The 24,580-nt window shown below is 60.4% G+C and carries 24 protein-coding genes and 1 tRNA gene; 7 read left to right on the top strand and 18 right to left on the bottom strand.

All coding sequences use genetic code 11. From position 1 onward, the window contains the following. Positions 1-14: 14 nt before the first annotated feature. The 5 genes from atpE to ACWFSR_RS05065 all read right to left on the bottom strand — a co-directional run bounded on the left by atpE (position 15) and on the right by ACWFSR_RS05065 (position 3,561). On the bottom strand, positions 15-242 hold the full coding sequence (gene atpE / locus ACWFSR_RS05085; protein ID WP_197108946.1) for an ATP synthase F0 subunit C: 228 nt from the start codon (positions 240-242) through the stop codon (positions 15-17). Positions 243-291: 49 nt separating this feature from the next. Continuing rightward, entirely contained in the window at positions 292-1,116 is an 825-nt protein-coding gene (gene atpB, locus ACWFSR_RS05080) for a F0F1 ATP synthase subunit A (RefSeq protein WP_231601050.1), read from the bottom strand. A gap of 119 nt (positions 1,117-1,235) precedes the next feature. Continuing rightward, positions 1,236-1,685, bottom strand: coding sequence for a hypothetical protein (locus tag ACWFSR_RS05075; RefSeq protein ID WP_447523248.1), 450 nt, complete (start codon positions 1,683-1,685; stop codon positions 1,236-1,238). Further along, a complete protein-coding gene (locus tag ACWFSR_RS05070) occupies positions 1,682-2,908 on the bottom strand; it encodes an MraY family glycosyltransferase (protein WP_307784021.1) in 1,227 nt (408 codons plus the stop codon). The genes ACWFSR_RS05075 and ACWFSR_RS05070 overlap by 4 nt, the downstream gene beginning before the upstream one ends. Further along, positions 2,905-3,561 carry an L-threonylcarbamoyladenylate synthase gene (locus tag ACWFSR_RS05065; protein WP_197108948.1) on the bottom strand — a complete coding sequence of 219 codons (657 nt, stop codon included), beginning with the start codon at positions 3,559-3,561 and terminating at the stop codon, positions 2,905-2,907. The genes ACWFSR_RS05070 and ACWFSR_RS05065 overlap by 4 nt, the downstream gene beginning before the upstream one ends. Positions 3,562-3,629: 68 nt before the next feature. Here ACWFSR_RS05065 and ACWFSR_RS05060 point away from each other — a divergent pair, with 68 nt between their 5' ends. Then, positions 3,630-4,244, top strand: coding sequence for an HAD family hydrolase (locus tag ACWFSR_RS05060; protein ID WP_447523247.1), 615 nt, complete (start codon positions 3,630-3,632; stop codon positions 4,242-4,244). Positions 4,245-4,294: 50 nt separating this feature from the next. On the opposite strand, the gene prmC is transcribed toward ACWFSR_RS05060, so the two are convergent. The 9 genes from prmC to argS all read right to left on the bottom strand — a co-directional run bounded on the left by prmC (position 4,295) and on the right by argS (position 15,065). Then, positions 4,295-5,167 carry a peptide chain release factor N(5)-glutamine methyltransferase gene (prmC, locus tag ACWFSR_RS05055; protein ID WP_447523246.1) on the bottom strand — a complete coding sequence of 291 codons (873 nt, stop codon included), beginning with the start codon at positions 5,165-5,167 and terminating at the stop codon, positions 4,295-4,297. An 8-nt stretch (positions 5,168-5,175) separates the two neighbouring features. Beyond that, positions 5,176-6,255 carry a peptide chain release factor 1 gene (prfA, locus tag ACWFSR_RS05050; RefSeq protein WP_197108951.1) on the bottom strand — a complete coding sequence of 360 codons (1,080 nt, stop codon included), beginning with the start codon at positions 6,253-6,255 and terminating at the stop codon, positions 5,176-5,178. Between the two features lie 2 nt (positions 6,256-6,257). Further along, positions 6,258-8,507: a transcription termination factor Rho gene (rho, locus tag ACWFSR_RS05045; RefSeq protein WP_447523245.1), complete on the bottom strand. Its 2,250-nt coding sequence runs from the start codon at positions 8,505-8,507 to the stop codon at positions 6,258-6,260. Positions 8,508-8,639: 132 nt separating this feature from the next. Beyond that, the gene (gene thrB, locus ACWFSR_RS05040; protein ID WP_447523244.1) at positions 8,640-9,578 is read right to left on the bottom strand and encodes a homoserine kinase; all 939 of its coding nucleotides are present in this window, start codon (positions 9,576-9,578) and stop codon (positions 8,640-8,642) included. Then, positions 9,575-9,712 (bottom strand): hypothetical protein, encoded by a 138-nt coding sequence (locus ACWFSR_RS05035; protein WP_197108954.1) that lies wholly within the window; start codon positions 9,710-9,712, stop codon positions 9,575-9,577. Before ACWFSR_RS05035 ends, thrB begins: the two co-directional genes overlap by 4 nt. A 3-nt stretch (positions 9,713-9,715) precedes the next feature. Further along, a complete protein-coding gene (locus ACWFSR_RS05030) occupies positions 9,716-11,032 on the bottom strand; it encodes a homoserine dehydrogenase (protein WP_197108955.1) in 1,317 nt (438 codons plus the stop codon). Beyond that, positions 11,029-12,432, bottom strand: a complete 1,404-nt coding sequence (gene lysA, locus ACWFSR_RS05025; RefSeq protein WP_197108956.1) for a diaminopimelate decarboxylase — start codon at positions 12,430-12,432, stop codon at positions 11,029-11,031. The genes ACWFSR_RS05030 and lysA overlap by 4 nt, the downstream gene beginning before the upstream one ends. Before the next feature lie 105 nt (positions 12,433-12,537). Continuing rightward, positions 12,538-13,398: an LmeA family phospholipid-binding protein gene (locus ACWFSR_RS05020; protein WP_447523243.1), complete on the bottom strand. Its 861-nt coding sequence runs from the start codon at positions 13,396-13,398 to the stop codon at positions 12,538-12,540. A gap of 5 nt (positions 13,399-13,403) precedes the next feature. Then, positions 13,404-15,065, bottom strand: coding sequence for an arginine--tRNA ligase (gene argS / locus ACWFSR_RS05015; RefSeq protein WP_197108957.1), 1,662 nt, complete (start codon positions 15,063-15,065; stop codon positions 13,404-13,406). A gap of 99 nt (positions 15,066-15,164) precedes the next feature. Here argS and ACWFSR_RS05010 point away from each other — a divergent pair, with 99 nt between their 5' ends. Continuing rightward, on the top strand, positions 15,165-15,749 hold the full coding sequence (locus ACWFSR_RS05010) for an arginyl-tRNA synthetase (protein WP_197108958.1): 585 nt from the start codon (positions 15,165-15,167) through the stop codon (positions 15,747-15,749). A 25-nt stretch (positions 15,750-15,774) separates the two neighbouring features. Here ACWFSR_RS05010 and ACWFSR_RS05005 read toward each other — a convergent pair whose 3' ends face one another. Then, the gene (locus tag ACWFSR_RS05005; protein WP_447523242.1) at positions 15,775-16,569 is read right to left on the bottom strand and encodes a transglutaminase-like domain-containing protein; all 795 of its coding nucleotides are present in this window, start codon (positions 16,567-16,569) and stop codon (positions 15,775-15,777) included. 86 nt (positions 16,570-16,655) lie between these two features. Here ACWFSR_RS05005 and ACWFSR_RS05000 point away from each other — a divergent pair. Further along, positions 16,656-16,728 (top strand) — tRNA-Arg (locus ACWFSR_RS05000). Positions 16,729-16,795: 67 nt separating this feature from the next. On the opposite strand, the gene ACWFSR_RS04995 is transcribed toward ACWFSR_RS05000, so the two are convergent. Next, entirely contained in the window at positions 16,796-17,161 is a 366-nt protein-coding gene (locus tag ACWFSR_RS04995) for an ArsR/SmtB family transcription factor (protein ID WP_197108960.1), read from the bottom strand. Positions 17,162-17,258: 97 nt separating this feature from the next. Here ACWFSR_RS04995 and ACWFSR_RS04990 point away from each other — a divergent pair, with 97 nt between their 5' ends. Beyond that, on the top strand, positions 17,259-18,542 hold the full coding sequence (locus tag ACWFSR_RS04990) for an FAD-dependent oxidoreductase (protein WP_447523241.1): 1,284 nt from the start codon (positions 17,259-17,261) through the stop codon (positions 18,540-18,542). Positions 18,543-18,595: 53 nt separating this feature from the next. On the opposite strand, the gene ACWFSR_RS04985 is transcribed toward ACWFSR_RS04990, so the two are convergent. Beyond that, positions 18,596-19,258 carry a pentapeptide repeat-containing protein gene (locus ACWFSR_RS04985; RefSeq protein WP_447523240.1) on the bottom strand — a complete coding sequence of 221 codons (663 nt, stop codon included), beginning with the start codon at positions 19,256-19,258 and terminating at the stop codon, positions 18,596-18,598. An 85-nt stretch (positions 19,259-19,343) separates the two neighbouring features. On the opposite strand from ACWFSR_RS04985, the gene ACWFSR_RS04980 reads away from it, so the two are divergent. Together ACWFSR_RS04980 and ACWFSR_RS04975 are read left to right on the top strand one after the other, a co-directional pair. Beyond that, positions 19,344-19,784, top strand: coding sequence for a rhodanese-like domain-containing protein (locus tag ACWFSR_RS04980; protein WP_447523239.1), 441 nt, complete (start codon positions 19,344-19,346; stop codon positions 19,782-19,784). Positions 19,785-19,958: 174 nt separating this feature from the next. Continuing rightward, positions 19,959-21,056: a type I restriction endonuclease gene (locus ACWFSR_RS04975; protein WP_447523238.1), complete on the top strand. Its 1,098-nt coding sequence runs from the start codon at positions 19,959-19,961 to the stop codon at positions 21,054-21,056. A 57-nt stretch (positions 21,057-21,113) separates the two neighbouring features. On the opposite strand, the gene ACWFSR_RS04970 is transcribed toward ACWFSR_RS04975, so the two are convergent. Next, positions 21,114-22,550, bottom strand: coding sequence for a helix-turn-helix domain-containing protein (locus tag ACWFSR_RS04970; protein WP_447523237.1), 1,437 nt, complete (start codon positions 22,548-22,550; stop codon positions 21,114-21,116). Positions 22,551-22,690: 140 nt separating this feature from the next. On the opposite strand from ACWFSR_RS04970, the gene ACWFSR_RS04965 reads away from it, so the two are divergent. Then, positions 22,691-24,505 carry a phosphoenolpyruvate carboxykinase (GTP) gene (locus tag ACWFSR_RS04965; RefSeq protein WP_447523236.1) on the top strand — a complete coding sequence of 605 codons (1,815 nt, stop codon included), beginning with the start codon at positions 22,691-22,693 and terminating at the stop codon, positions 24,503-24,505. Positions 24,506-24,580 lie beyond the last annotated feature (75 nt).

The raw sequence follows: 24,580 nt of genomic DNA, 5'->3' as shown, positions 1-24,580 counted from the left end.
TCAGTTGTTAGTAATTAGCCGGGGAACGGGATGAATGCAACTGCGATCGCGATGAACGCGAGCGCCTCGGTGAATGCAATACCGAGGAACATGAGGCCCGTGAGGCGACCCTGAAGTTCTGGTTGGCGTGCAACGGACTCAACGGTCTTGCCCACAACGATGCCTACACCGATTGCGGGTCCTATGGTTGCAACACCGAATGCGAGGGGTGCAATGTTTCCAGTCAGCTCTGCGACGTTCATTTGTGTTTCCTTCCGTGGTTTTCTAATCCAGGCGAGTGCCGGGATCGGTCTAGTGCTCTTCGACCAGCGCGAGCTGGATGTATACGGCGGTCAGGAATGTGAAGACATAAGCCTGAAGTACCGCAACAAGGAGTTCGAAGATTGTGAAGATGAAGCCAAAGGCGAGGGTTCCAATGCTGAAGAGACCGAAGAGGCCACCAGCAGTGAACAAGAAGAAGTGCGTTGCCGAGAAGCACAGCACGAGAAGCATGTGACCCGCGATCATGTTCATCAGGAGTCGCAGTGCGAGAGTTACCGGACGAAGGATGAACGTAGAAACGAACTCAATCGGAGTAACGATGAAGTAGAGCGGCCACGGCACACCGGCGGGAAAGAGCGACGCCTTGAAGAAGGTGATGCCCTGCTTCTTGATACCGGCGTAGATGAAAACGACGTAGGCAACAAGAGCGAGAACGAGTGGGACACCGATTACGGCTGTACCGGCGACATTGAGCCCAGGGACAATACCCGTGAGGTTCATCGCTAGCACCATGAAGAACATCGTGGCGAGCAACGGCATGAACCGCTTGCCGTCTTCCTTGCCCAGCGCGCCATCCGCGATGTTGGACTGAACGAAACCAACAGCCATCTCGAGGATGCTTTGGCCGCGACCCGGAATCATCCGCATGCGACGGGTGCCGACCCAGAACAACAGAATCAGCACGGCGACCGCGATGAAGCGGACCAACATGAGTCTGTTGATTTCGAAGGGGGTGTCTACGAATAGAAACCCGGGCGGGACAAATTCAATGAGCGACGGGCCATGAAAGCCCCCATCGCCTGATCCGTCATCGGTGGCAAAGGGCGCTAAGAGCGCGAGAGCGTTATATAACAGCGCTGTCTCCAGAATCGGGGCGTGTAACTACGCGGCGATGAAAATTGGGGGGTTGTAACAGGAACTAACTCTATCAAGAGAATTACGCTCACGACGAATCTGCGGGCGAATCCGCCAGATTAGTTTGACGTCGAGGTATCTTCACCTGGCAACTGCACTCCGGGCACGTAACTTTCGCGCGCCCGAACGAACGCCAGCACATCGACGATGAGGCTACCGAGCACCGCCGCGAGGATCGAGAAGAAGAATACGACAGGCTCCAAGAACGGCTGGCCGCGCAGCACAACCAAGATGGCGATGAACAGGACAAACTTGATCAGCCACGCGCCCAGAACGATGGCGAAGAAAATGGTGCTCGATGAATCGCCCCCGGTTGCCCGCGACGCGATCACAATGGTGCCGGCAGTAAGCGCCATAAAGAGGGCGGTGAGTCCAGCGCCGGTCAAAGCACTGATCAGCCCGGAGGTGTCTGCGACGAGGTACCCCACGATGGAGCCGACCACAGCGATGCTGACGGTCAAGATTGCCCCGTAGGCGATCGCGCGGCCGAGAATTGCGGAGGACTTCATTCGGTGGGTTCCTTTGTCTTGTGCTGGGTCGAGCTGTCGTTGGAGGCGGCATCCAGACCGTCATATCGTGCATCGTCGAGAGATTCTTGCTCGGCCGCGAGGCGCTGGGCAGCAGCCTCACGCGACTTGCGTCGACTGAGAGGCGCCAGCGTGAGAGCAGCACAGCCAGCGAGGCCGACGACGAACATGAGCGCCGCCCACCGCCACGGCACGAACGTGAAGGCGAGAACGCCGACCGAGGCCACAAACGTCCAGCTGTAGAGGATGAGAACAGCGTGCAGGTGGGAGTGGCCCATGTCCAGCAGACGGTGGTGCAGATGTTTGCGGTCCGCCGTGAAGGGAGACTTGCCAGCGCGAAGACGACGGGTGACCGCCATCCCGAAGTCAAGCAACGGGATGATGAGCACTGCGATGGGCAACAGGATGGGGATGAAGGCCGGCAAGAAATCAAGGGTGAACTTGTCTGGCTGAGCCAGATAGCCAGCATCCACTTGACCGGTGACCGAAATGGCGGATGCCGCCATGAGAAGGCCAACCAGCAGCGCCCCAGCATCGCCCATGAACATCTTCGCGGGATGGAAGTTGATGGGCAGGAACCCGACGCACGCACCGATCAAGATCGCGGTTGTGAGGGACGCCAAGTTGAAGTATTCCGTCTGCGCTTGGCCCTGCAAGAGGTACGCGTAGATGAAGAAGACGCTGTTGGCGATGACCGCCACCCCGGCGACGAGACCATCAAGACCATCAATGAAGTTGACGGCGTTCATCACGAGCACGACGGCGAAGATGGTGAGGATCAGCGACACATAGGGCGAGACGATGGTTTGCCCACCGATCGGCAGCGTCGAGAGCTGGACTCCCTGCCACGCGAGAACACCGGCCGCGATGATCTGCCCGGCCAGTTTGGTCAACCAGTCAAGGTCCCACACATCATCGGCGACACCAATAACGACGATAATGAGCGCTGCGCCGAGGAGACCGAAAACCTTGCCCGGCTCGTTGAAGATCAGCGAGAAATTGCCCAGCGAGGACGCAACAGCAAATGCCACAACGATGCCAATGAACATCGCAACTCCGCCCAAGCGCGGTGTGGGCGTCGTGTGGACGTCACGCTGGCGAACCTGCGGATACAACTTGTACTTGAGGCTCAGCTTGAGCACCAACAGCGCGAGGCCGTAGGTGACCATTGCGGCGATACCCGCAATGAGGAAGTAAAAAACTATTCGCACCGATCGGCCCCGATCAGCTCGCGAATGGCGTCGGCCGAAATGACGCCCTCACGCACGATACGCAACTTGCCGCCGTCGACAAGCAACCCCGTCGCATCCACAATCGTGGAAGCGAGTTCGCCACCCTCGCCATCGTCGAGGTACACCGAAACCGACTCCCCCAGCATCTCTTTTGCCGCCGCCGCCGAGCGTGCCGCCGGCAGACCCGTGCTGTTGGCGCTCGAGACCGCAAGCGGGCCCGTCTCCGACAGCAGTTCGAGAGCAATACGGCTTGATGGCATGCGCAAAGCAACCGTGCCCTGGGTCTCGCCCAGATCCCAGATCAGCGAAGGCTGCGCCGGAAGAATGATCGTGAGGCCACCGGGCCAAAACTCGGCGACCAGAGTGCGCACTTCGTCAGGAACCTGAGCGGCAAGCGCATCCAGGGTCGGGATGCCCGGGATCAGCACCGGTGGAGGCGACTGCCTTGTGCGCCCCTTGGCATCAATCAGCTTCTGCACCGCCTCGGGCTGGAATGCATCAGCAGCCACCCCGTAAACAGTGTCAGTGGGGATCACGACGAGATCGCCGCGGCCAATAGCCACGCGAGCGAGTCGCATGCCGGTCAGGAGCTGTGCTTCGTCGGCACAATCAAAAAGGTCATCCATGTCCCCAACATGGTACCGGGCGAAACAGTGAAAGACTGATCACGACTAACAGATAGCGATGGCCAACAATGACGCTGCTTTTCATCTTTGACATGGATGACGTGCTCTATGAGTACGACTGGCGTGCACGAATGGCCGCTCTCAGCGAGCTGACCGGCCGTAGTTTTCTCGAATTGCGGCGCCTGTGGTGGCACGACGATGGCGAATTTGGTGCCGAAGCAGGCCTGTATCCGACCGGCGAAGAGTACCTCGCGGCCTTTGAAGAAGCGATCGGGCGGAGCGTGGATGTCGAGCGCTGGCTAGAGATTCGGTCCACTGCGATGACGGCCTGGCCTGATTCGCTCGCGGCCGCCCGACGCGCGTCAGAACTGGGTCAGGCGACCCTGCTCACCAACAACGGGTCACTGCTCGGAGACAACCTGCCCGTGGTCGCCCCCGAGCTCGTGGATATTTTCGGCACCCACTTGCGCACGTCGAGCTTCTACGGTGCTCGCAAGCCGGATCCGGTCGTGTTCGAGCGAACCCTGAAGGCCTATGGCGTGGATGCCCACAACGCGTTCTTCGCTGACGATATGGCCGAGAATATTGCGGGCGCCGAATCTCTCGGCATCACCGGCCACCATTTTCGCAGCGGAGCAGAACTGCACCAGGCGATTGAAGAGTTTGCGGCCGGTCGCACCTAGAGCGCCTTTGGTTTAGAGCCCGAACGGCTGCGTCTGCGAGCCGCGGTCGGTTACAGCAGCGCTGTAGTGGCGCGGTCGCGGCCGAGGAGGTCTTTGTGGTGAGCTACGGCGTTCCAGCCGTCCGCCGTGAGCAGCGCGGCCAATGCCGGAGCTTGCTCTTCGCCGTGCTCGAGCACGAGAGTGCCGCCCTGGTGCAACAGACGGCGAGCCGTCGTTGAGACGCGGCGTACGACATCCATGCCGTCTTCTCCGCCGTAGAGCGCCAGAGCGGGGTCGTGGAGTTGCACTTCGATATCGCGCGGGATTGCGGCCGCGGGAATGTAAGGCGGGTTCGAAATGACCACGTCAACGGTGCCGTCGAGTTCAGGGAAAGCGTCCCCCAAGTCGGCGTTGATGAGTGTCGCATTGTCTGCGCCATAGCGACGAAAATTCTCGCTTGTGTACGGCATCGCGTCCGGTGACAGCTCGACCGCATAAATACGAGCGCGCGGCACCTCGGTGGCCATCGAGAGCGCAATCGCGCCGCTGCCGGTGCCGAGATCGACACCGATCGGCTCGGGAGTTGCGCTCGCGTTGAGGGCATCGATCGCGAACTGCACGACAGTTTCCGTTTCGGGCCGCGGCACAAAGACGCCGGGACCAACGCGCAATTCGAGATTGCGGAAGGGCGCGATGCCCGTGATGTGCTGCAACGGCTCGCGCGCAGCACGGCGGACAACGAGTTCGCGAACGGTAGCTTCTGCCGCAGCCGACACCAGCGCACCGGTGACCAGGCGAACCCGCAACTCGCCACGGCTCAACTCGAGCACATGCGCAACCAGCAGCTCAGCATCAACGCCAGGAGAAGGAACTCCCGCAGCACTCAACGACTCAGTGCCGCTGCCTACAAGGTCAGCGACACTGATGTTGTGCTCGGCAGTCACTGCCTCGCTCAGGAGTCGTTTCCTACAGCGGCCAATCGTGCCTCTTCATCAGCCATGATGCACGACTGGATGACAGGCTCGAGCGCGCCGTTGATCGCCTGATCAAGGTTGTAGGCCTTATATCCGGTGCGGTGATCCGCAATCCGGTTCTCAGGGAAGTTATACGTGCGAATGCGCTCGGAGCGATCCATCGTGCGGATCTGGCTCTTGCGGTACTCGCTCGCCTCGGCATCCGCTTCTTCTTGATAACGAGCCAAGATGCGCGCGCGCAGCACTCGCATACCGGCTTCGCGGTTTTGCAGTTGCGATTTCTCGTTCTGCATAGCCACGACGATACCGGTCGGAAGGTGAGTAATACGAACAGCGGAGTCAGTGGTGTTCACCGACTGGCCACCGGGACCCGAGGAACGGTAAACATCGATCTTGAGATCGTTCTGGCTGATCTCCACCTCTTCAGGCTCGTCAACCTCAGGGAACACGAGCACACCAGCAGCGGAGGTGTGGATGCGACCTTGAGACTCAGTGGCGGGCACACGCTGAACGCGGTGCACTCCCCCCTCGTACTTCAAGTGCGCCCAGACGCCCTCAGCGGGATCGCTCGAGTTGCCCTTGACAGCCAACTGAACATCTTTGATGCCACCGAGGTCGCTCGAGGTCTGCTCGATGATCTCTGTCTTCCACTTCTTTGACTCTGCATAGTGCAAGTACATGCGCAGCAGGTCGCCAGCGAAGAGCGCCGATTCGGCGCCGCCCTCCCCCATCTTGATTTCCATGATCACGTCACGGGAATCGTTGGGGTCACGCGGAATCAGAATGCGACGAAGCTTCTCTTGAGCAGCCTCGAGAGTCTCGGTGAGCCCGGGGATCTCTGCAGCGAACGACTCATCTTCGTCAGCCATTTCGGTGGCTGCCGCAAGGTCATCCGTCAACTGACGCCAGTTATGGTACGCCGCAACAATGCGCGACAACTCGGCGTAACGTCGGTTGACTTTCTTCGAGCGGACCGGGTCTGAGTGGAGCTCGGGGTCAGCTAGCTGACCTTCGAGCTCCCCATGCTCGGTCAGCAGCGACTGTACTGACTCGAACATAGTTAGTCCTCTTTTGTGCCGTTAGTGGAAGGAAGTGACTTCTGGATCTGCATGAGGAACTCAACGTTCGACTGCGTCTCCTTCAGCTTATTCAACACGATCTCGAGCGCAGCCTGCTGGTCGAGACCAGCAAGGGCGCGACGCAAGTTCCAAGTGACCTTGACTTCGTCGGCACCGAGAAGCATCTCTTCGCGACGTGTTCCGGATGCATTGAAGTCGACCGCGGGGAAGATGCGCTTGTCAGCCAGCTGGCGCGACAGACGCAGTTCCATGTTGCCGGTGCCCTTGAACTCTTCGAAGATAACCTCGTCCATCTTCGAACCGGTCTCGACGAGCGCGGTAGCGATGATGGTGAGCGAGCCGCCCTCTTCAACGTTGCGAGCCGCACCGAAGAAACGCTTCGGCGGGTACAGCGCTGCGGAGTCGACGCCACCGGAAAGAACGCGGCCTGAGGCCGGTGCAGTCAGGTTGTAGGCACGACCGAGGCGCGTGATCGAGTCGAGCAGTACGACTACGTCGTGACCGAGCTCGACGAGACGCTTAGCGCGCTCGATAGCCAATTCGGCAACCGTGGTGTGGTCTTCAGCGGGACGGTCGAAGGTCGAAGCAATAACTTCGCCCTTGACAGTGCGCTGCATGTCCGTAACTTCTTCTGGGCGCTCGTCAACGAGAACGACCATGAGGTGAACCTCGGGGTTGTTCTTGGAGATCGCGTTTGCGATGGCCTGAAGAATCTGCGTCTTGCCTGCCTTAGGCGGCGAGACGATCAGTCCGCGCTGGCCCTTGCCGATCGGAGCAGCAAGGTCGATCATGCGCGTCGACAGCATCGACGGCTCAGTCTCGAGACGCAGACGATCCTGCGGATAGAGCGGGGTGAGCTTGCCGAATTCAACACGGTTCGCCGCCTCTTCAACGGGAAGACCGTTGATCGAGTCGATGCGCACGATCGCGTTGTACTTCTGGCGGCCCTGGCTGTTGTCGCCCTCACGCGGCTGGCGAATAGCGCCAACAACGGCGTCACCCTTGCGGAGGTTGTACTTCTTGACCTGGCCAAGCGACACGTACACGTCACTGTTACCGGGAAGGTAACCAGTGGTGCGCACGAAAGCGTAGTTGTCGAGAACGTCGAGGATGCCGGCAACCGGAATCAGTACGTCATCGTCGGTGATCTCGGGCTCGAAGTCGTCGCCCATGTTTCCACGGCCACGCTTGCGGTCACGGTAACGACCGCGTCCACCGCGCTCGGAGTCAACGTCACCGCCGCGCGAGTCATCGTTGTTGCGGCTGTTTCCGCCGTTGTTGCCATTGCGGTTTCCGCCGTTGTTGCCCTCAGCGTTGTTGCCATCGCCATTGTTGTTCTGGCGGCGGTTGTTGTTCTGACGGCCCGAACCCTCACCGTTTTGGCTGCTGCCATTGCGGCTGCGGTTGCGGTTGCGGTTACGGCCCGAACCCGACTCATTGTCGGAGTCGTTGTCGTCGTTGCTGTCAGAACCGTTGTTCTTGTCAGCGTTGCTGTTCTTGTCAGCGTTGCTGTTCTTGTCAGCGCTGTTGTTCTTGTCGTCGGAGTTCTTGTCAGAGTTGTCGGCGTTGTTGCTGCCCTTGTCACCCTTGTTGTCGCTCTTACGGTTGTCGTTCTTGTTGCCGCCCTTGGCAGCCTTGGTGTCGTTGTCGGTCGACGTTGCGTCGGCCGAAGCTGCGCTGTCGTCGCTCGAAGCGTCCGCTGCTGCAGCGCTACGGCTGGAGCTGCGACGGTTGCGCTTAGGAGCTGCATCGGCTGCGGGAGCATCGGTGGATGCTGCTGCGCTGGTGGATGCGGTGGTGCTGGCTGCGGCATCCGATTCAGGAGCAACTGCAGCGTCAGTCTTCTTCTTGCGAGGAGCCGTCTTCGGCTTGTCTGCTGCACTGTCGGCGGCAGGTGCCTGAGCAGCTGAATCCTTCGACGATGAAGCGCTCTTGTCTACCTGAGGAGCGCCAGCGGGGCTTTCGGTACCAGCGATGGCGGCACCGTCAGTGCTCGTGACACGGCGCGAAGCGCGCTTGCGGACCGGAGCTGCTGCAGCCTCTGCGGGTGGGGTTGATGCGGTGTTGCTGTTGTTCTTCTCGTTAATTGCGTCCACGAGATCTCCTTTGCGAAGTTTGGAAGTACCGGTGATGCCGCGTTCGGCTGCCATAGCTTGAAGCTCGGGCAGTCGCAACGCGCTCAGCGCGGCACGGGAATCCACGCTTGATGCGTGGTTGTTGACGTCAGTCACTACTTGGGGTTCCTTTCCCCAGCCAAGATTGATTTCCTTGGTGGAGAGCTAGTCGCTCACCGATGTCTGCGCGGATGCGCAGGAATCTAAATTCGGGGATACGACGGGTGAAGTGCGACCGGGAGGCTACGACTACGCCGAAGCTTCTACCTGGTGCTCATTCACTGTAGCACCTTTGAAGTCCACGGCTAAGAGGAGGCTTTCCCACGGCGTTGCGGCGTGCTCCTGCACGAGAGCCGCGGCCTCGAGACGCCTCGCGGGGTCGTCAGCCAGCACCAGAACCGAGGGCCCGGCACCGGAAACAACCGCAGCATGGCCGTGCGAGCGCAGCATCCGGATCAGCTCTGTGGTCTGCGGCATCGCTGCAGCGCGGTAGTCCTGATGCAGGCGATCGCCGGTGGCTTCGAGCAACACTTCAGGGCTCTGCGTGAGTGCCGCAATGAGGAGCGCAGCCCGCGAGACGTTGTAGACAGCGTCGGCGTAGGGCACGGCATCCGGTTGCAAACTGCGCGCATGCGCCGTCGAGACCCGGAAGTCGGGCACGAGAACAAGAGGTGACACTCCACGGTGCACCATCAGCTTCTTGGCCTGCGGCCCCGAGTCGGTGGTCCACGCGATCGTGAGCCCACCCAAGAGTGCAGGCGCGACGTTATCGGGGTGCCCCTCAAGTTCTGTGGCGAGCACGAGGAGGATTGCGGCATCCATCTCGACGATGCCCTCAAGCAGCCCCTTGGCCGCCATGACGCCCGAAACGATTGCCGCAGCAGACGAACCAAGTCCCCCACCGTGCGGGATGACATTGGTCGCCGACACGTGCAGTGCCGGCATGGTCTGCCCGAAGTGAGTAAAGCAGTGCTGGATCGCCTGAATGACGAGGTTTGACTCATCGGTCGCGACGATTCCGGCGCCAACACCCGTGACATCAATCGTGACGCCCGCGCCGTCGACCGCAGTGACGATCAGCTCGTCATAATGCGACAGCGCAAGCCCAAGCGTGTCGAACCCCGGGCCAAGGTTGGCCGAAGTCGCCGGCACACGCACGACGACACTGCGACCGACCAGCGAGGTCATGCCTTCGCCAGCCCCAGAAAACGGGCACTGACGTCGCTGAGCTGTGCCTTCGGGGCCGCCGTTGTCACACCGAGACGGTCGGCGTGCTCGTGAAGAAGACTTTCCCGCTGCTGGTTCTTGAATTCACTGCCCATTGGCTACAGTCCTTCGACTCTCAACACAGACACAACATCGCGCACAACCGAGTTCTCGGTCAGTGCTGCCACCGTGGCGGCTAGCGATTCATCGGTCGCTTCGTGCGTAACCGTAATAAGGGTAGCGCTCGGCACTCCCTCAGTTACCGCGCCGACAGTCTGATTAACCGCCTCGACAGAGACACCGTTGTCGCTAAAGACAGCAGCAATTGTGGCGAGCACACCGGGCTCATCAACCACCGTCAAGGTGATCTGGTAGCGCGTCGTGACGCGAGAGATCGGCAAAATGGGCAGGTTAGCGTGCGTCGACTCGGCAACGCCAGGGCCACCAATGACGTGGCGGCGAGCAGCAGATACGACGTCACCGAGAACAGCGGATGCTGTTTCGATTCCGCCAGCACCAGCGCCATAGAACATGAGGCTGCCCGCAGCTTCGGCCTCAACAAACACAGCGTTGTTCGCGCCATGCACCGCAGCGAGCGGGTGAGTCAGCGGAACAAGCGCGGGATGCACGCGAGAGCTGACACCAGCGGTGGTGCCGTCAGCGTTGAGGATGCGTTCGCAAATGGCCAGCAGTTTGACGACATAGCCAGCCTTGCGAGCCGCAACGACCTGCTCGGCGGTGACGCCCGTGATTCCCTCACGGTAAACCGATTCCAGCGGAACGCGAGTGTGGAACGCGAGGCTCGAGAGCAGGGATGCTTTCTGGGCGGCGTCATAGCCTTCGATATCTGCCGTGGGGTCGGCTTCGGCATACCCCAGTCGAGTCGCCTCGGCGAGGGCGTCGTCGAAGCTGTCGCCCGTGGCATCCATGCGGTCAAGAATGTAGTTCGTGGTGCCGTTGACGATGCCGAGGATGCGCTTGACGCGGTCGCCAGCGAGGCTGTCGCGCAGTGGACGAATGATGGGGATCGCGCCAGCAACGGCAGCTTCGTAGTAAAGCTGCGCGCCGACCTGGGCGGCCTCTTCGAAGAGTTCAGCTCCGTGGTGAGCAAGAAGCGCCTTGTTGGCGGTGATGACGTCGGCGCCCGAGTGCAGAGCCTTGAGGATCCAGGTGCGCGCGGGCTCGAGGCCACCAATCAGCTCAATCACGATGTCCGCTCCGACGATGAGCGACTCTGCATCGGTCGTCAGAAGTTCTTTCGGGATGCTGGTGTCGCGGGGAGCGTCGAGGTCACGAACGGCGACGCCAACGACTTCGAGTCCGGCTCCGGCACGGGCAGCGAGTTCATCAGCGTGTTCAAGCAACAGTGCGGTGACCTGCGATCCGACACTCCCTCCGCCCAAAACTGCGACGCGAAGGTTGCGGTATTCGATCATTCAGAGTCTCCCGATGGTTTAATTCCCGCGTCGCGGCTGAGTAGGTCGTCTTCGGTTTCGCCGCGCACAATGATGCGGGCGTGGCCATCGCGCACCGCAACGACGGGCGGGCGCGCAAGATAGTTGTAGTTGTTGGACATCGCCCAACCGTAGGCACCGGTCGCAGGCACGGCAATCACATCATCGATCGCAACGTCACCGGGCACATATTCGGCGCGCACCACAATGTCGCCGGCCTCACAGTGCTTGCCCACAATGCGTGCAAGCTCAGGGGCAGCATCCGAAACCCGATTGGCGATGCGAGCCGAATAGTCGGCCTCATAAAGAGCGGGGCGAATGTTGTCGCTCATGCCGCCATCAACGCTGACGTACTTGCGCACGGCGACGCCATCAACGAGCACATCCTTAATCGTGCCCACTGTGTACAGCGTGGTTGTCGACGGGCCAATGATCGACCGGCCGGGCTCAATCGCAATGATCGGCACCGGGATCTCGAGCCGAGCGCACTCAGCCTCAACAATCGTAGCCAGCGACGCAGCAAGCTCAGCCACCGGCAAAGCCTGATCAACCGAGGTATACGCGATGCCAAAACCGCCACCCAAATTGAGCTCGGGCACCGGAGCAACCACCGACAAACGCGCATGCAACTCAAGCAAACGACGTGCCGCCTCAGCAAAGCCCGCCGTATCAAAAATTTGCGAACCAATATGCGAATGGATTCCCACAAAATCCAACGAAGGATGCGAGCGGATCTGCTCCACAAGCGCTTCAGCCTCAGCGAGCGGGACACCAAACTTCTGGTCCTCCCGCGCCGTCGCCAAGTACTCGTGGGTCGATGCGTGAACCCCGCTGTTGATGCGCAAACGCACCCGCTGGGTTCGACCGTGCCGTGTGGCGGCTTCAGCAACCCGACCGATTTCGACGACGCTGTCGATAACGATGGGGCCGATGCCCGCGCGCACGGCACGGTCGATCTCGGAAAGACTTTTGTTGTTGCCGTGGAATCCCAAACGCGACGCATCGACGCCGGCCGCGAGTGCAACCGCCATCTCACCAGCGCTGGCGACATCGATGTTGAGGCCGGCGGCCGTCATCCAGCGAACCACCTCTGTGCACAGGAACGCCTTGCCCGCGTAATACACCTTGGCTGCGGAGCCAATGCGAGCGAACTCGGTATCGAAGGCGGCCTTGATCTCGGTCGCGCGAGCAATGGCATCCGCTTCGTCGACGACGTACACGGGGGTGCCGAAGCGGGAGACGAGATCGCCAGCGGTAACGCCAGCAATCGTCAATTCACCGTTTGCAGCGCGCGCTGCAGTGCGTGACCAGACGGTCGACGGCAAAGAATTTGCTTCGGCAGGAGCTTCGAGCCACTCGGGCGCCAGCGGGTTCGCGAACACAGTCGCACCTCACAGAGATGTAGACGGAAAACGGCGGATTGTGTCCGCACGGGCGTTGGGGATGCTGACCACTCTAACGGCTGGCGCCGCTAGCGTTGAATCGGGTTACGGCGCTGGACACGTGCCGTATTGCTTCCACGCGGCATCATCGAGCGCGATGCCATCAGCATTGAGTTGGATGACCAGGTTGTCGTTGGCTACCGCAACCGAATCGATCGTCAGCGCCGTCGGCAACGAGGACGCAACGCAGAACTCTTGAGAGCTGAGCAGGCTGCCCGCCAGACCCGAAACGAGCGGATTCTGTCGCAAATCGGCAACCGAAATCTGCTCGTCGCCCAAGATGACCGATTCTGGTTCGAAGGCGATCGAGTCCCCCGCGGCAACCGGCACCAGATCGAGGGCAACGGGGATCTCAAAGAACAGGAGCTTAAAGACCGTCGATACCCGGATGGCGCTGCCTTCGAGTTCAATCGAGTCGAGCCCGGTACCGCTCAGCGTTGTCGCAAGCTTCGATACCTCTGCGCCGGTGATCGCGACATCCATCGAGACTGTGTCGATCGGCTGCGACGACACCACAGGAACCCCGGTAGCAACGACCCGCACGGATGACTCGAGGCCGTTTACCTCAAACCGATCGATGTCGATCGTCACCACAGCGAGACCGCCCGTGAGCGCCTGAAGGATCAGCGAGCCCGAGCCTAAATCGACAGCAACGCCCTCACTGGATTCCAAGTCGAGCGACGAGGCAATCTCGTCTTGGGCGATGCGGACCGCTGCGGTGCGCCCGACAGTCTCTACGAGGACAACACCGACGATCAGGATGAGGAGAATGACCCCGGCGATAACCCAACCAATCCAGCTGCGTCGCTTGCGCTTCGCAACGGCGTAGCCGGTGGCTGCCTCAGGGGCAGAATCCGCGGCGCCGTCGAGGCGCAACTCAATGGTGGGCTGATCGTCGGAAGCCACGGACGCTACATCCGCTCCGGGGCGCTGACTCCGAGCATCCAGAGACTGTTTCGCAGCACTTGACCGACAGCATCGTTGACCCAGAGGCGCGTGCGGTGAACGTCGGTGACTTCTTCATCGTTCATCGGCGTGACGCGGCACTGGTCGTACCAGCGGTGGTAGCTGCCGGCGAGTTCTTCCGCGAAGCGCGCGATGCGGTGCGGTTCACGCAACTCTGCGGCCTGAGCCACGATGCGCGGGAACTCAGCAAGAACGCCGAGAAGGATGCTCTCGGTTTCGTTCGTGAGCAACGAAGCATCGAAGACGCTGCGATCCACTCCCGACTCCCCCGCATTGCGCGCGACGCTGTGAGTGCGCGCGTGAGCGTACTGAACGTAGAAGACGGGGTTGTCGTTCGTGCGCTTTTGCAGAATCTCGGGGTCAAGGGTGAGCGGCGAATCAGCGGGGTAGCGCGCGAGCGAGTAGCGCAGGGCATCCGTTCCGAGCCATTCGCGAAGATCGTCGAGCTCGATAATGTTGCCGGCACGCTTCGAGAGGCGAGCACCGTTGATGCTGACGAGTTGCCCGATGAGCACCTCGATGTCTTTGTTGGGGTCGTCACCGGCAGCGCCCGCGAGCGCCTTGAGACGGTGAACGTAACCGTGGTGGTCGGCACCGAGCAGGTAGATCTTGTGGGCGTAGCCACGGTCGCCCTTGCTGAGGTAGTAGGCCGCATCGGCGGCGAAGTAGGTGTAAATGCCGTTGCCGCGCTTGATCACGCGATCTTTGTCGTCGCCAAAGTCGGTGGTTTTGACCCACACCGCGTCGTCACTGTCGGCGACATGGCCCTGAGCCCGCAAGCGCTCAACAGCAGTATCGATAGCGCTCTTGCCGTCGTCCTTTACCGCGTGAAGGTCACGCTCGCTGAACCAGACATCGAAGTGCACGTTGAACGCCGCGAGCGACTTCTTGATTTCGCCGAGCTGAAGCTCATAGCCACGCTCGCGCGCAACAGCGATGGCTTCATCGTGGTCGAGTTCAAGAATTTCGGGATTCGAGGCGAGCACTCGCTGAGCGAGCTCGGCAACATAAGCGCCCGGGTAGCCGTTCTCCGGAGTGGGCTCACCCTTCGCCGACGCCAGAATCGATGCCCCAAAGTTGTCCATCTGGTTGCCGGCATCGTTGATGTAGAACTCGCTCACCAGTTCAGCACCAGCGGACTTGAGCACGCGCGCAAGCGAATCGCCCAGAGCAGCCCACCGAGTGTGACCAATGTGCAACGGGCCGGTGGGGTTGGCCGAAACAAACTCCAAGTTAATGGTCTGACCCGCGAGGGAATCATTGCGACCGTAGGCCTCGCCCTGCTCAACGATGGTCTTCGCGAGCGCACCCGCGGCAGCGGCATCCAGGGTGATGTTAATGAAGCCGGGGCCCGCAACATCTACCGAGGCGATGCCGTCGATCGCACGCGCCTGCTCGGCGATTTCAGTCGCGAGCTCACGGGGGTTGGCACCCAGCGGCTTCGCCAACTTCATAGCGATATTGGATGCCCAATCACCGTGATCGCGGTTGCGCGGTCGTTCTAGCACCAAGTCACTCACGGTCAGGCCCAAATCGGGCGTGCCGCGGTCAGCCGCAATGCGGGAGACGACAGAGAGCAAGGTGGCAGAAAGATCAGCAGGATTCACCCCTTAAGAGTACTGGGTGGCGACTGAGCTTCTGGCGCAGTTCGCGACAATGCCGGGTCACTGCACTTCGTTGGTGTCAGAGGTCACCAGAATGGAACCATGGCTTCTCGACTTCGCGTTATTCCTGCAGTGATCGCACTGAGTGCATCGGCTCTCCTCTTGAGCGCGTGCGTTCCCACCGAGCCAGACCCGGTCGGGCCGAACCCCACTCGCACGATCGACCCCGACAGCACCGCAACGCCCGAGGCCGAACCGACCGCGACAACCTCCCCCGATCCGGAGGCAACGCCCGTTGACATCGCGTGTACAGAGCTCATCTCGCCGCAAGCTATGTATGACTTCAACTCGAACTTCTTGCTGCTGAACAGCTTTACTCCGCCCGCAGGCTCCACGGCAGAAACAGCCTTTGAATCCCGGGGCACCATCTGCCGATGGGAAAACTCCACCAGCGGAGTCACCATTGACGTGTCGGTTGCGCAACCGACTCCTGCAAAGTACGACTCGCTCAAGTCGAACTCTGGCGCGTCCACAAGCAGCTTCGATGGCTACTTCGCGGTCTCGGGAGGCGTCGGCACAGCCCAAGTATTCGCCGGAGCCTACTGGGCAACCCTCAGTTCGCCAGCGTTCTTCGAAGCTGCGGATGCCGCTGACCTCGTCGCTGACGTGGAAGCCGCGCTGAACTAGCTACCGCCGTGGTGGCTGTGCGGCTTTACGGAAGCTGAACCGGCGAGCGGTGATCGTCTATCGGAAGCGTGTCTGCCGTCACGGTGATCGAAAGCTTCTGCAAGAACAGGTCAGCCCAGTGATTGGTGAGGAAGGCCGTATCGGCTGCATCCCTGCCCGTAGCAATGCGCACGAGTGACTGACGCGGAGCAAGCCCGGTGGAATCCACAACCCACCAAGCACCGTCTACATACGCCTCGGCGACGGCATGGAAATCCATGGGGCTCAGCCCGGGCGCATACACCGAGGTATACCGCGCCGGCACATCTTTGGCGCGCAGCATCGAAATAGTGAGGTGCGCGTAGTCGCGGCATACGCCCTGGCGCGCCAACATCGAATGGGCTGCACCATCGGTCGCCAAGGAGATGCCTGGCGTGTACCGCATGTTTGCCCCGACCCAATCCCGCACAGCCAGGAGCAACTCGTGACCCGTCTGGCTCGGGAACAACGAACGAGCACTCGGAAGCAGAACATCGGATTCGCAATACCGACTCGGCCGCAAATACTCGATCAGGTCGATCTCGTTGACCGGCGCAGGTTCGGGGGTTTCCTCAACGGTGGCGGCGTAGTCCACGACAAGACGCCCTGGGCCAGCAATCAGCGAGTGCAGGCGGGTTCCGCGCGCATCGACCAACTCTGTTGGCTGCTGGGGCTCACCATCCAACACAAAATCAACGGACTCGGATGCCGTATTCCAGCGAGCAGACACCGCAATGCTAAAGACCATTTCGGTGCGACCACGAAGGTCAAGTTCTTGGTGGGATGACACGGTACGCAGCATCCCCCGATAATGTCACGAGAAGCTGAACCGGGCATCACCACAGCGTGCTAAATGTGGGAACGATTGCTTGCTAAGATGGAGCCCTTGCCTTCGTAGCTCAGGGGATAGAGCGCCGGTTTCCGGTACCGTAGGTCGGGGGTTCGATTCCCTCCGGGGGCACTGTTATTTTCACCGCACGTTCGCTGCGTGCTGTTCTGGCCACGCGATGGCTGATTGCTTTTAGCTGCTAGTTAACGACGCAGCAGGCCTCAGCGCCGGCATCCGTGCTTGTCGCAACAGACGCGAGCATCTTGACGGGCTCGGCGAAGGCTTCGCAGCAGAGTTCATAGACGTTGGAACGACCGCGGGGCGTGACCGTGACGAGGCCGTTGTCGCGCAGGGGCGCCAAGTGGTGACTCACGAGCGTTTGACTGAGGCCGGTGGCATCCGTGAGTTCACGCACGGTGTGTGCGCGTTCAGTCAGCAACAGTACGAGCTGCAACCGGTTAGGGTCGCCGAGGGCACGCAGGAGTGGCGCCAAACTTTGGGCGCGCTCGGCTGTGGCTGACCAAGTGGGCTTCTGAATTGTCAGAAGTTCGACGCGTTCGCTCATAACAGCGATCCTACATCGTTTCTTTGTTATCAACAGTAGTTGCTGTTATCGTGAGCGAACGCTAGTAGTGCTGCTGGCGAACAACATGAGGAGAGCAATGACCGCCGCACCTTCCCCCGCACGCCCGCTACCCGTCGTCGTTATCGGAGCCGGCCCCATCGGGCTCGCCGCCGCCGCCAACCTCAACAAACGCGGCATCGACACCATCGTGCTCGAAGCGGGAGAACACGCCGGGGACGCGATCAGCCAGTGGGGTCACGTCTCACTTTTCTCCCCCTGGCGCTACAGCATCGACCCGGTCGGCCGGGAATTGCTCGAAAAAACAGACTGGGTCTCCCCCGACCCCGAAGCCCTACCCACCGGCTCCGAACTCGTTCACGACTACCTCCTGCCGCTCGCTGCAGCCCCCGAACTTGCCCCGCTCATTCGCTACAACAGCCGCGTGATTGGCACGTCGCGCCAGGGCATCGATTCCACCAGAACTATTGGCCGCGAGCGCCACCCGCTGCTGGTTCGCGTTGACTCCGCTGATGGCGTGTACGACATCCTCGCGTCGGCGATTATCGACGCCTCCGGCACGTGGGGTCATGACAATCCCATCGGCGCCTCTGGGCTCCCGGCGACCGGCGAAATCGACAGCGCTGCGTGGCTCGCGGGCCCGCTGCCCGACGTTCTCGGCACCGATCGTGCGCGTTTCGCCGGCAAGCACACCCTCGTGATTGGCATGGGTCACTCGGCCGCCAACACCCTCATTGCGCTTGCCGAGCTACGTGAGAGCGCACCCGGCACAGAAATCACGTGGGCCATTCGTGGGCGCTCCGCTCGCCGCCTCTACGGCGGTGGCACTGCCGATGAGTTGCCGGGCCGTGGCGCACTCGGGACCCGACTGAAGGGTGCTGTGGAATCCGGCGCCATTACGCTGCTCACTGACTTCACCATCACCGAGCTTGCACCTCAGCCCGATGGTCGACTGCGCGTAATCAGCAGTAACCCCGATGGCGAACAATCCGTGACCGTGGATGCTCTCGCCGCCGCCACCGGCTTTCGCCCTGACCTCAGCATCCTGCGTGAACTGCACCTCAGCTTCGACCCCGTGCTTGAGGCTCCCGTCGCGCTTGCACCTCTCATCGACCCGAACGTGCACAGCTGTGGCACCGTCGAGCCACACGGCGCTAGCGTGCTCGCCCACCCCGAGAAGAATGTCTACGTGGTCGGCATGAAGAGCTATGGCCGGGCGCCAACATTCCTCATGGCTACCGGGTACGAACAAGTGCGCTCCGTGGTCGCTGCGATCGCGGGCGATACGGCGAGCGCTGGTCGCGTCAACCTGATGCTGCCTGAAACGGGCGTGTGCTGCAGCTCCAGCGGCGGAGGCTGCTGAGCCGGCTCCACGACTCGTCAGGGGCGTTCGTTGCGGTCTCCCGCCGGGCGCCCCTATTCTTCGAGCACGATGCCCAAGTGGGCAGCAAGCATCGGGGCGAACTCAGCCAGTTGGTAAGAGTTGATGGTGGCGCCCTTAAGATGCTCGACTCCAGTGACGTGGCGCAACTCGAGGGCACGCAGGTCGAAATTCGTCAGCGTTGCGCGGGTGAGATCGAGGGTATTTACCTGGGTATTGGCGAATGAAACTCGGTTGGCTGTTGCGGCACCAAGATCGAGTTCATCGATCAGGCAGTCGTCAAACAGCACATCCTGAAGGTGGGCACCGCGCAGATTCAGGTAGCCAATGCGGCAGTGCGTAAAACGAACCGACTTCCACGTGGACTCATAAAACTCAGCGGAGCCCAGGCGGGACCCTTCGATGCTCACATCGCGAAGATTCGAGCGCGGTGCCGTGAAGATGGGAGCGTTGAGCTTCTCGAACCGGCTCTCTACAAAGGTCGCCGCCCGAAAGTCTGCCCCGTTGGCCTCCAGGTCGGAGAACTCGCACTCAGAAAACGAGACACCCGAGAGATCCTGATCGCTGAGATCGGATGTCTCAAACCGTTGACCGTCATAACTTTCGTGGGCCCGCAGCAGCGTGGCCTCGCCCTTAGCGAGGTTCTCAAGCTGCAGAGCATCGATGAGCGGTGCAGCGGTTGCCGTTTTCTTAGCCATGCAATCAATTGCTCCCTCAAGTAGCCGGTGTCGTGCCGAACCGAAGTTACCCCACGCGACCGACGCCGCCCACTAATCTGTTGCCATGACGCCTCCCGCAACTGCCGCTGACCGAGTCGCCCACTTTTCACGCAAGCTTGACTTCGAAACTGATCCCTCGGATGTCGGAGCTGCCCTCGAGACACAGGAACGTTTCGTATTGATCGATTCCCGAGGCGATGCCGCCTGGAATCAGGGCCACGCCGCCGGAGCCGTGCACATGCCAACTGCGGACATCAGCGCGCGGGCCGGCAACGAGATCGCCCTCGATATGCCCGTTGTCGTGTATTGCTGGGGCCCGGGCTGCAATGGCGGCACGAAAGCCGCCCTCGAGTTCGCACGACTCGGCTTCGAAGTTCGCGAAATGATCGGCGGCTTCGAATACTGGGCGCGCGAAGGCTACCCCGTCGCTGACAGCAACGGACCAGTCATCCGCGAAAAGGATCCGCTCACTGCGCCGGTTTCAGCGATCTCCTGCGACTGCTAACCGCGCCAACACCCAGCCGCCGAGATCGGCGCCGTGCGCGAGCCCAGTCCGCAAACGCCTTGCGAGATGTCTGCGCCAACTAGTAGCTTGCAGCCATAACTGGGGGCGGTGGGCTGATTTATTCTCGCAACCGTTCCCCTAGGGTTTTTAACAACTGTTTCAAAAGGGGAATCAATGGAGTTCGCAGAACGACTCGCCGCACTCGCGCTCAAGGTCAAGAACCAGCGCGAGGCGATCCAAACCGAAGAAGCCACGAAGAACGCGTTCATCATGCCGTTCATCTCGACAATCCTCGGCTACGACGTGTTCAACCCGCTTGAGGTCGTTCCTGAGTTCACTGCCGATGTCGGCGTGAAAAAGGGCGAGAAGATCGACTACGCCATTATGCGCGACGGTGAAGTCCAGATCTTGATCGAGTGCAAAAAGTCAACGGAATCCCTTCGTATCGAGCATGCATCTCAACTGTTCCGTTACTTCGCGGTAACAAACGCGCGCATCGCAGTGCTCACCAATGGAGAGGTTTACCACTTCTACACTGACCTCGATGCACCAAACAGAATGGACGATAAGCCATTCTTGATCCTTGATTTGTCCGAGATTGACGAAACCTTGCTGCCTGAGCTCAGCAAGCTGACGCGGGACGCATTCGACCTCGATTCAGTAATCAATGCAGCCGAAGAACTCAAGTACGTCGGCGCCCTCAAACGCACAATTGCAACGCTGTTTCGCGAATCCTCTGATGAGTGGGTCAAGTTCGTCACGTCACGCGTTTACGACAAAGCCTTCACTCAGAAGGTCCGAGAACAGTTCACTCCACTCGTCAATAAAGCCTCGAAGCAGTTTTTGAATGATCAGGTGAATGACCGCCTGAAGGCAGCTCTGGGGTCGTCGACTTATCCTGCGACGACGACAGATGCTGCAGCGGAGAGTGTGAGCAGCGAGCCCGTTGTCGAAGCTGATCTTGACCGAGATACTGAAATTGAGACCACCCTTGAGGAACTCGAGGGTTACCAAATCGTCAAGGCGATTGCTTGTAGTGAAGTGAAACCTCAGCGCGTCGTCCACAGGGATGCGAAATCCTATTTTGCGGTCCTCCTAGACGACAACAACCGAAAGACCATCGCGCGTCTTCACTTCAACAGCAAGAAGCAGAAGTACATCGGCACATTTGACGCTGAAAAAGTCGAGACGAAGCATCCAATTGGGTCTCTCGACGAGATATACAAATACGCTCAGGAAATTCGAGCTGCAGTTCAACTGCACGATAGCTAGACCAAGAGTCAGAGTGCAGGCGGCACGTCGAACGAGTCCCGCCTGCACCCATGAGCTTTACCCGGCGTCAGCCGCGTGCGACTCCAAGAATTCGTAGAGCTCGCGATCATCCACTCCTGGGAAGGTTCCCGAGGGCAGCGGCGAGAGAATGTGGGCGTGAAGTTTGGCGCTCGACCAGGCGTTGCCTGACCAGCGATCGCGCAACTCGTCTTCGGGTTTGCGACAGCAGCTTTCGTCGGGGCAGGTTGACGACTGGCGCACGTCCGTAGCCCGGCCGCGGAACCATTTCGAGTGCGCAAAGGGCACCCCGATGGTGATGGAGAATTCTTCCGCATCCGTTGTTCCCGTTTGGGTTGACTCGAAGAAGCTGCCTTCTGGGGTGTCGGTGTATTGGTAGAACTCTGTCGTACGGTTGGTGCGCGTGAACGCTGTTCGCGCGCTCCAATTGCGGCACACGAACTGGCCCTCCGCTGAACCGGTGACGTCAACGGGCAGCCGCAGACCATCATTTTCGTAGGCCTTGTAGACAGCCCCATCGTCACCGACGCGCAAGAAGTGCGTTTCGAGATCGAGGTGCGAGGTTGCCAAGTTGGTGAAGCGCAGCGCAGCCGCTTCGTGGGTGACGCCAAATGCATCCCGAAAATCTTCAACAGCGATATTGCGATTCGTCTTGGCTTCGCTCAAGAACGCAACGGACTGCTTGAGGGGCATGAGCACTGCCGCCGCAAAGTAGTTAATTTCGAGACGCTGGTGCAAGAACTCGGCGTAGCTGGTGGGTTCGGTGTGCCCAAGAACGCGGTGCGCCATCGCTTGAAGCGCCATGGAGCGCAAGCCGTGACCGCCAGGAATGGATGCCGGTGGCAAGTAGATGCGCCCATGTTTAAGGTCCGTTACCGAGCGTGCTGAATGCGGCAGGTCGTGCACATGCACGAGCTCAAAGCCGAGCGATTCTGCCATCAGGCTCACGGCCCGGTGAGTCAGGGCACCCGAGGTGTGATTTCCGGCAATCGTCAACTTTTCGGCTTCTTTTTCAAGCTCAGGCAAGTAGTTGTCGAGGGCACGCATGCGGATCCGCAACTCCGTGTTGGCACGACGGGCCTCTTCTGGCGTGGCAATTGCTTTGCGCGACCGCGTCGAAAGTTCATGGTGAAGACCCACGATTGCCTCGAGCGTCTCATCGGGAATGCCCTTTGACGGGCGAATCTTGGGCAACCCCAGCGAGGCGTAGATGGTGCTGCGTTGCAAGCGATCCAGCTCAATTTCGAGGGCTGCGCGCTTGGTAGGCGGCGACTCCTCCAAGAGATCAGCAAGTTGGATGTCCGTGGCTGCGGCAATCGCCGACAGAAGAGTGAGGCGGGGTTCTCGTCGCCCGTTCTCCATCAGCGAGAGCTGACTACCGGCCACACCGACCTTGTCTCCCAACTGATCGAGGGTCATGCCGGAGGTTGTGCGGAAATGTCGGATGCGTTGCCCGAGAGTCACAAGATCATTCACACGTTCACTATAACTAAAGAATAGTGATTCTTTCCACTCGATTCGCCAACATCACTAGCAAAACTGGGTCATCATCGAATAACAACAGTTTTTTCAGCACTACAACTCTTCAGCGGAAGGTAGAAATGAGCATCGCCGAGATGACAAGGACGCACTTCTCCGCACCCGACGGAACAAACCAAAGCGTTATTACATGGGTGGAACAGATCGCCACCCTCACGCAACCCGACGACATTGTCTGGTGCGACGGAAGCCCCGAAGAAGCAGACGAACTCGCAGCCGAGATGGTCGCTGCCGGAACGCTCACCCGCCTGAATGACGAGTACCGCCCCCACAGCTACCTCGCCCGCAGCGACCCGAGTGATGTCGCTCGTGTCGAAGCGCGAACCTTCATTTGCTCCGCCGACGAAGCAGACGCTGGCCCCTCCAACAACTGGGCCGAGCCTGCAGATATGCGCAACACGCTTGACGGCCTCTTTGCCGGCAGCATGCGCGGTCGCCGGATGTACGTTGTTCCCTTCTCCATGGGCCCGCTCGGTTCCCCGCTCGCCAAGATCGGCGTGCAGGTAACGGACTCCCCCTACGTCGTCATGAGCATGGGCATCATGACGCGAATGGGAACCGCCGTTCTTAATGCCATCGATGACTCCACTGAATGGGTGCGCGCCATCCACTCGGTCGGTGCACCGCTGGATGCCGGCCAGACTGACGTGCCGTGGCCCTGCAACCAGACCAAATACATCAGCCACTTCCCCGAGACTCGCGAAATCTGGTCATTCGGTTCCGCGTACGGCGGCAACGCGATTCTCGCGAAGAAGTCATTCGCACTGCGCATCGCTTCGGTGATCGCTCGCGAAGAGGGCTGGCTTGCTGAGCACATGTTGCTCCTCAAGCTCACCAACCCCCGCGGTCGCGTGTTCCACATCGCTGCAGCATTCCCCAGCGCCTGCGGCAAGACCAACTTGGCCATGCTCAAGCCGACCATCCCCGGCTGGAAGGCCGAGACGATTGGCGACGACATCGCGTGGCTCGGCAAGGGAGCTGATGGCCGCCTACGCGCCATCAACCCTGAAGCTGGCTTCTTTGGAGTGGCACCGGGCACCGGCTACGCCACCAACGAAACCGCGATGGACACCATCTGGGGCAACACCGTTTTCACCAACGTCGGCCTGAAAGATAACGGCGACGTGTGGTGGGAAGGCATGAGCGATGAGGTGCCTGAGCACCTTATCGATTGGCAGGGTAACGACTGGACGCCAGAATCTGGCACCCCGTCGGCTCACCCGAACTCACGTTTTACTGTGGCAGCAGCACAATGTCCCAGCATCGCAGATGACTGGGAATCGCCACAGGGCGTCGTAATCGACGCCATAATCTTCGGCGGTCGCCGCGCGACCAACGTGCCGCTAGTGGTGGAGGCACGAGATTGGGAGCATGGCGTCTACCTGGGCGCCACTATCTCATCTGAGCGGACGGCGGCTGCCGAAGGCACCATTGGTGAACTACGGAGAGATCCGTTCGCCATGATGCCCTTCTGTGGATACAACATGGCAGACCATTGGGCCCACTGGCTCTCGGTCGGCCAGGATCTCCGCGGATCCGGCACAGTGCCACGCATTTTCCAAGTCAACTGGTTCCGCAAGGGTGCCGATGGTTCCTTCCTGTGGCCAGGATTTGGCGAAAACTCACGCGTGCTCGAGTGGATTCTCAACCGCGTTGACGGAACGGTTGCCGCCCGCGAAAGTGCTCTGGGGTTGATGCCGCGTGAAGGCGACCTCAACATCGACGGCCTCGAACTCGGCGATGACACCATGGAACAGCTTTTCGCGATCGATAATGACTCGTGGATCGCCGAAGCCGAGGCCACCGAAGAATTCTTCGCCACATTCGGAGACCGTGTTCCTGCCGCAGTTTCTCGCCAACTTGAGCAGCTGAAAACGCGTCTCCAGAGCTAACCAACGAAACCGCCTCGCCGTTCGTCTTTATTAGTGTGACCACAATTGCGCTAACTATTGGCCATTCCTCGGCCA

The organism is Salinibacterium sp. NYA9b (assembly GCF_976973725.1).
This window is presented reverse-complemented; position numbering and strand designations above follow the sequence as displayed.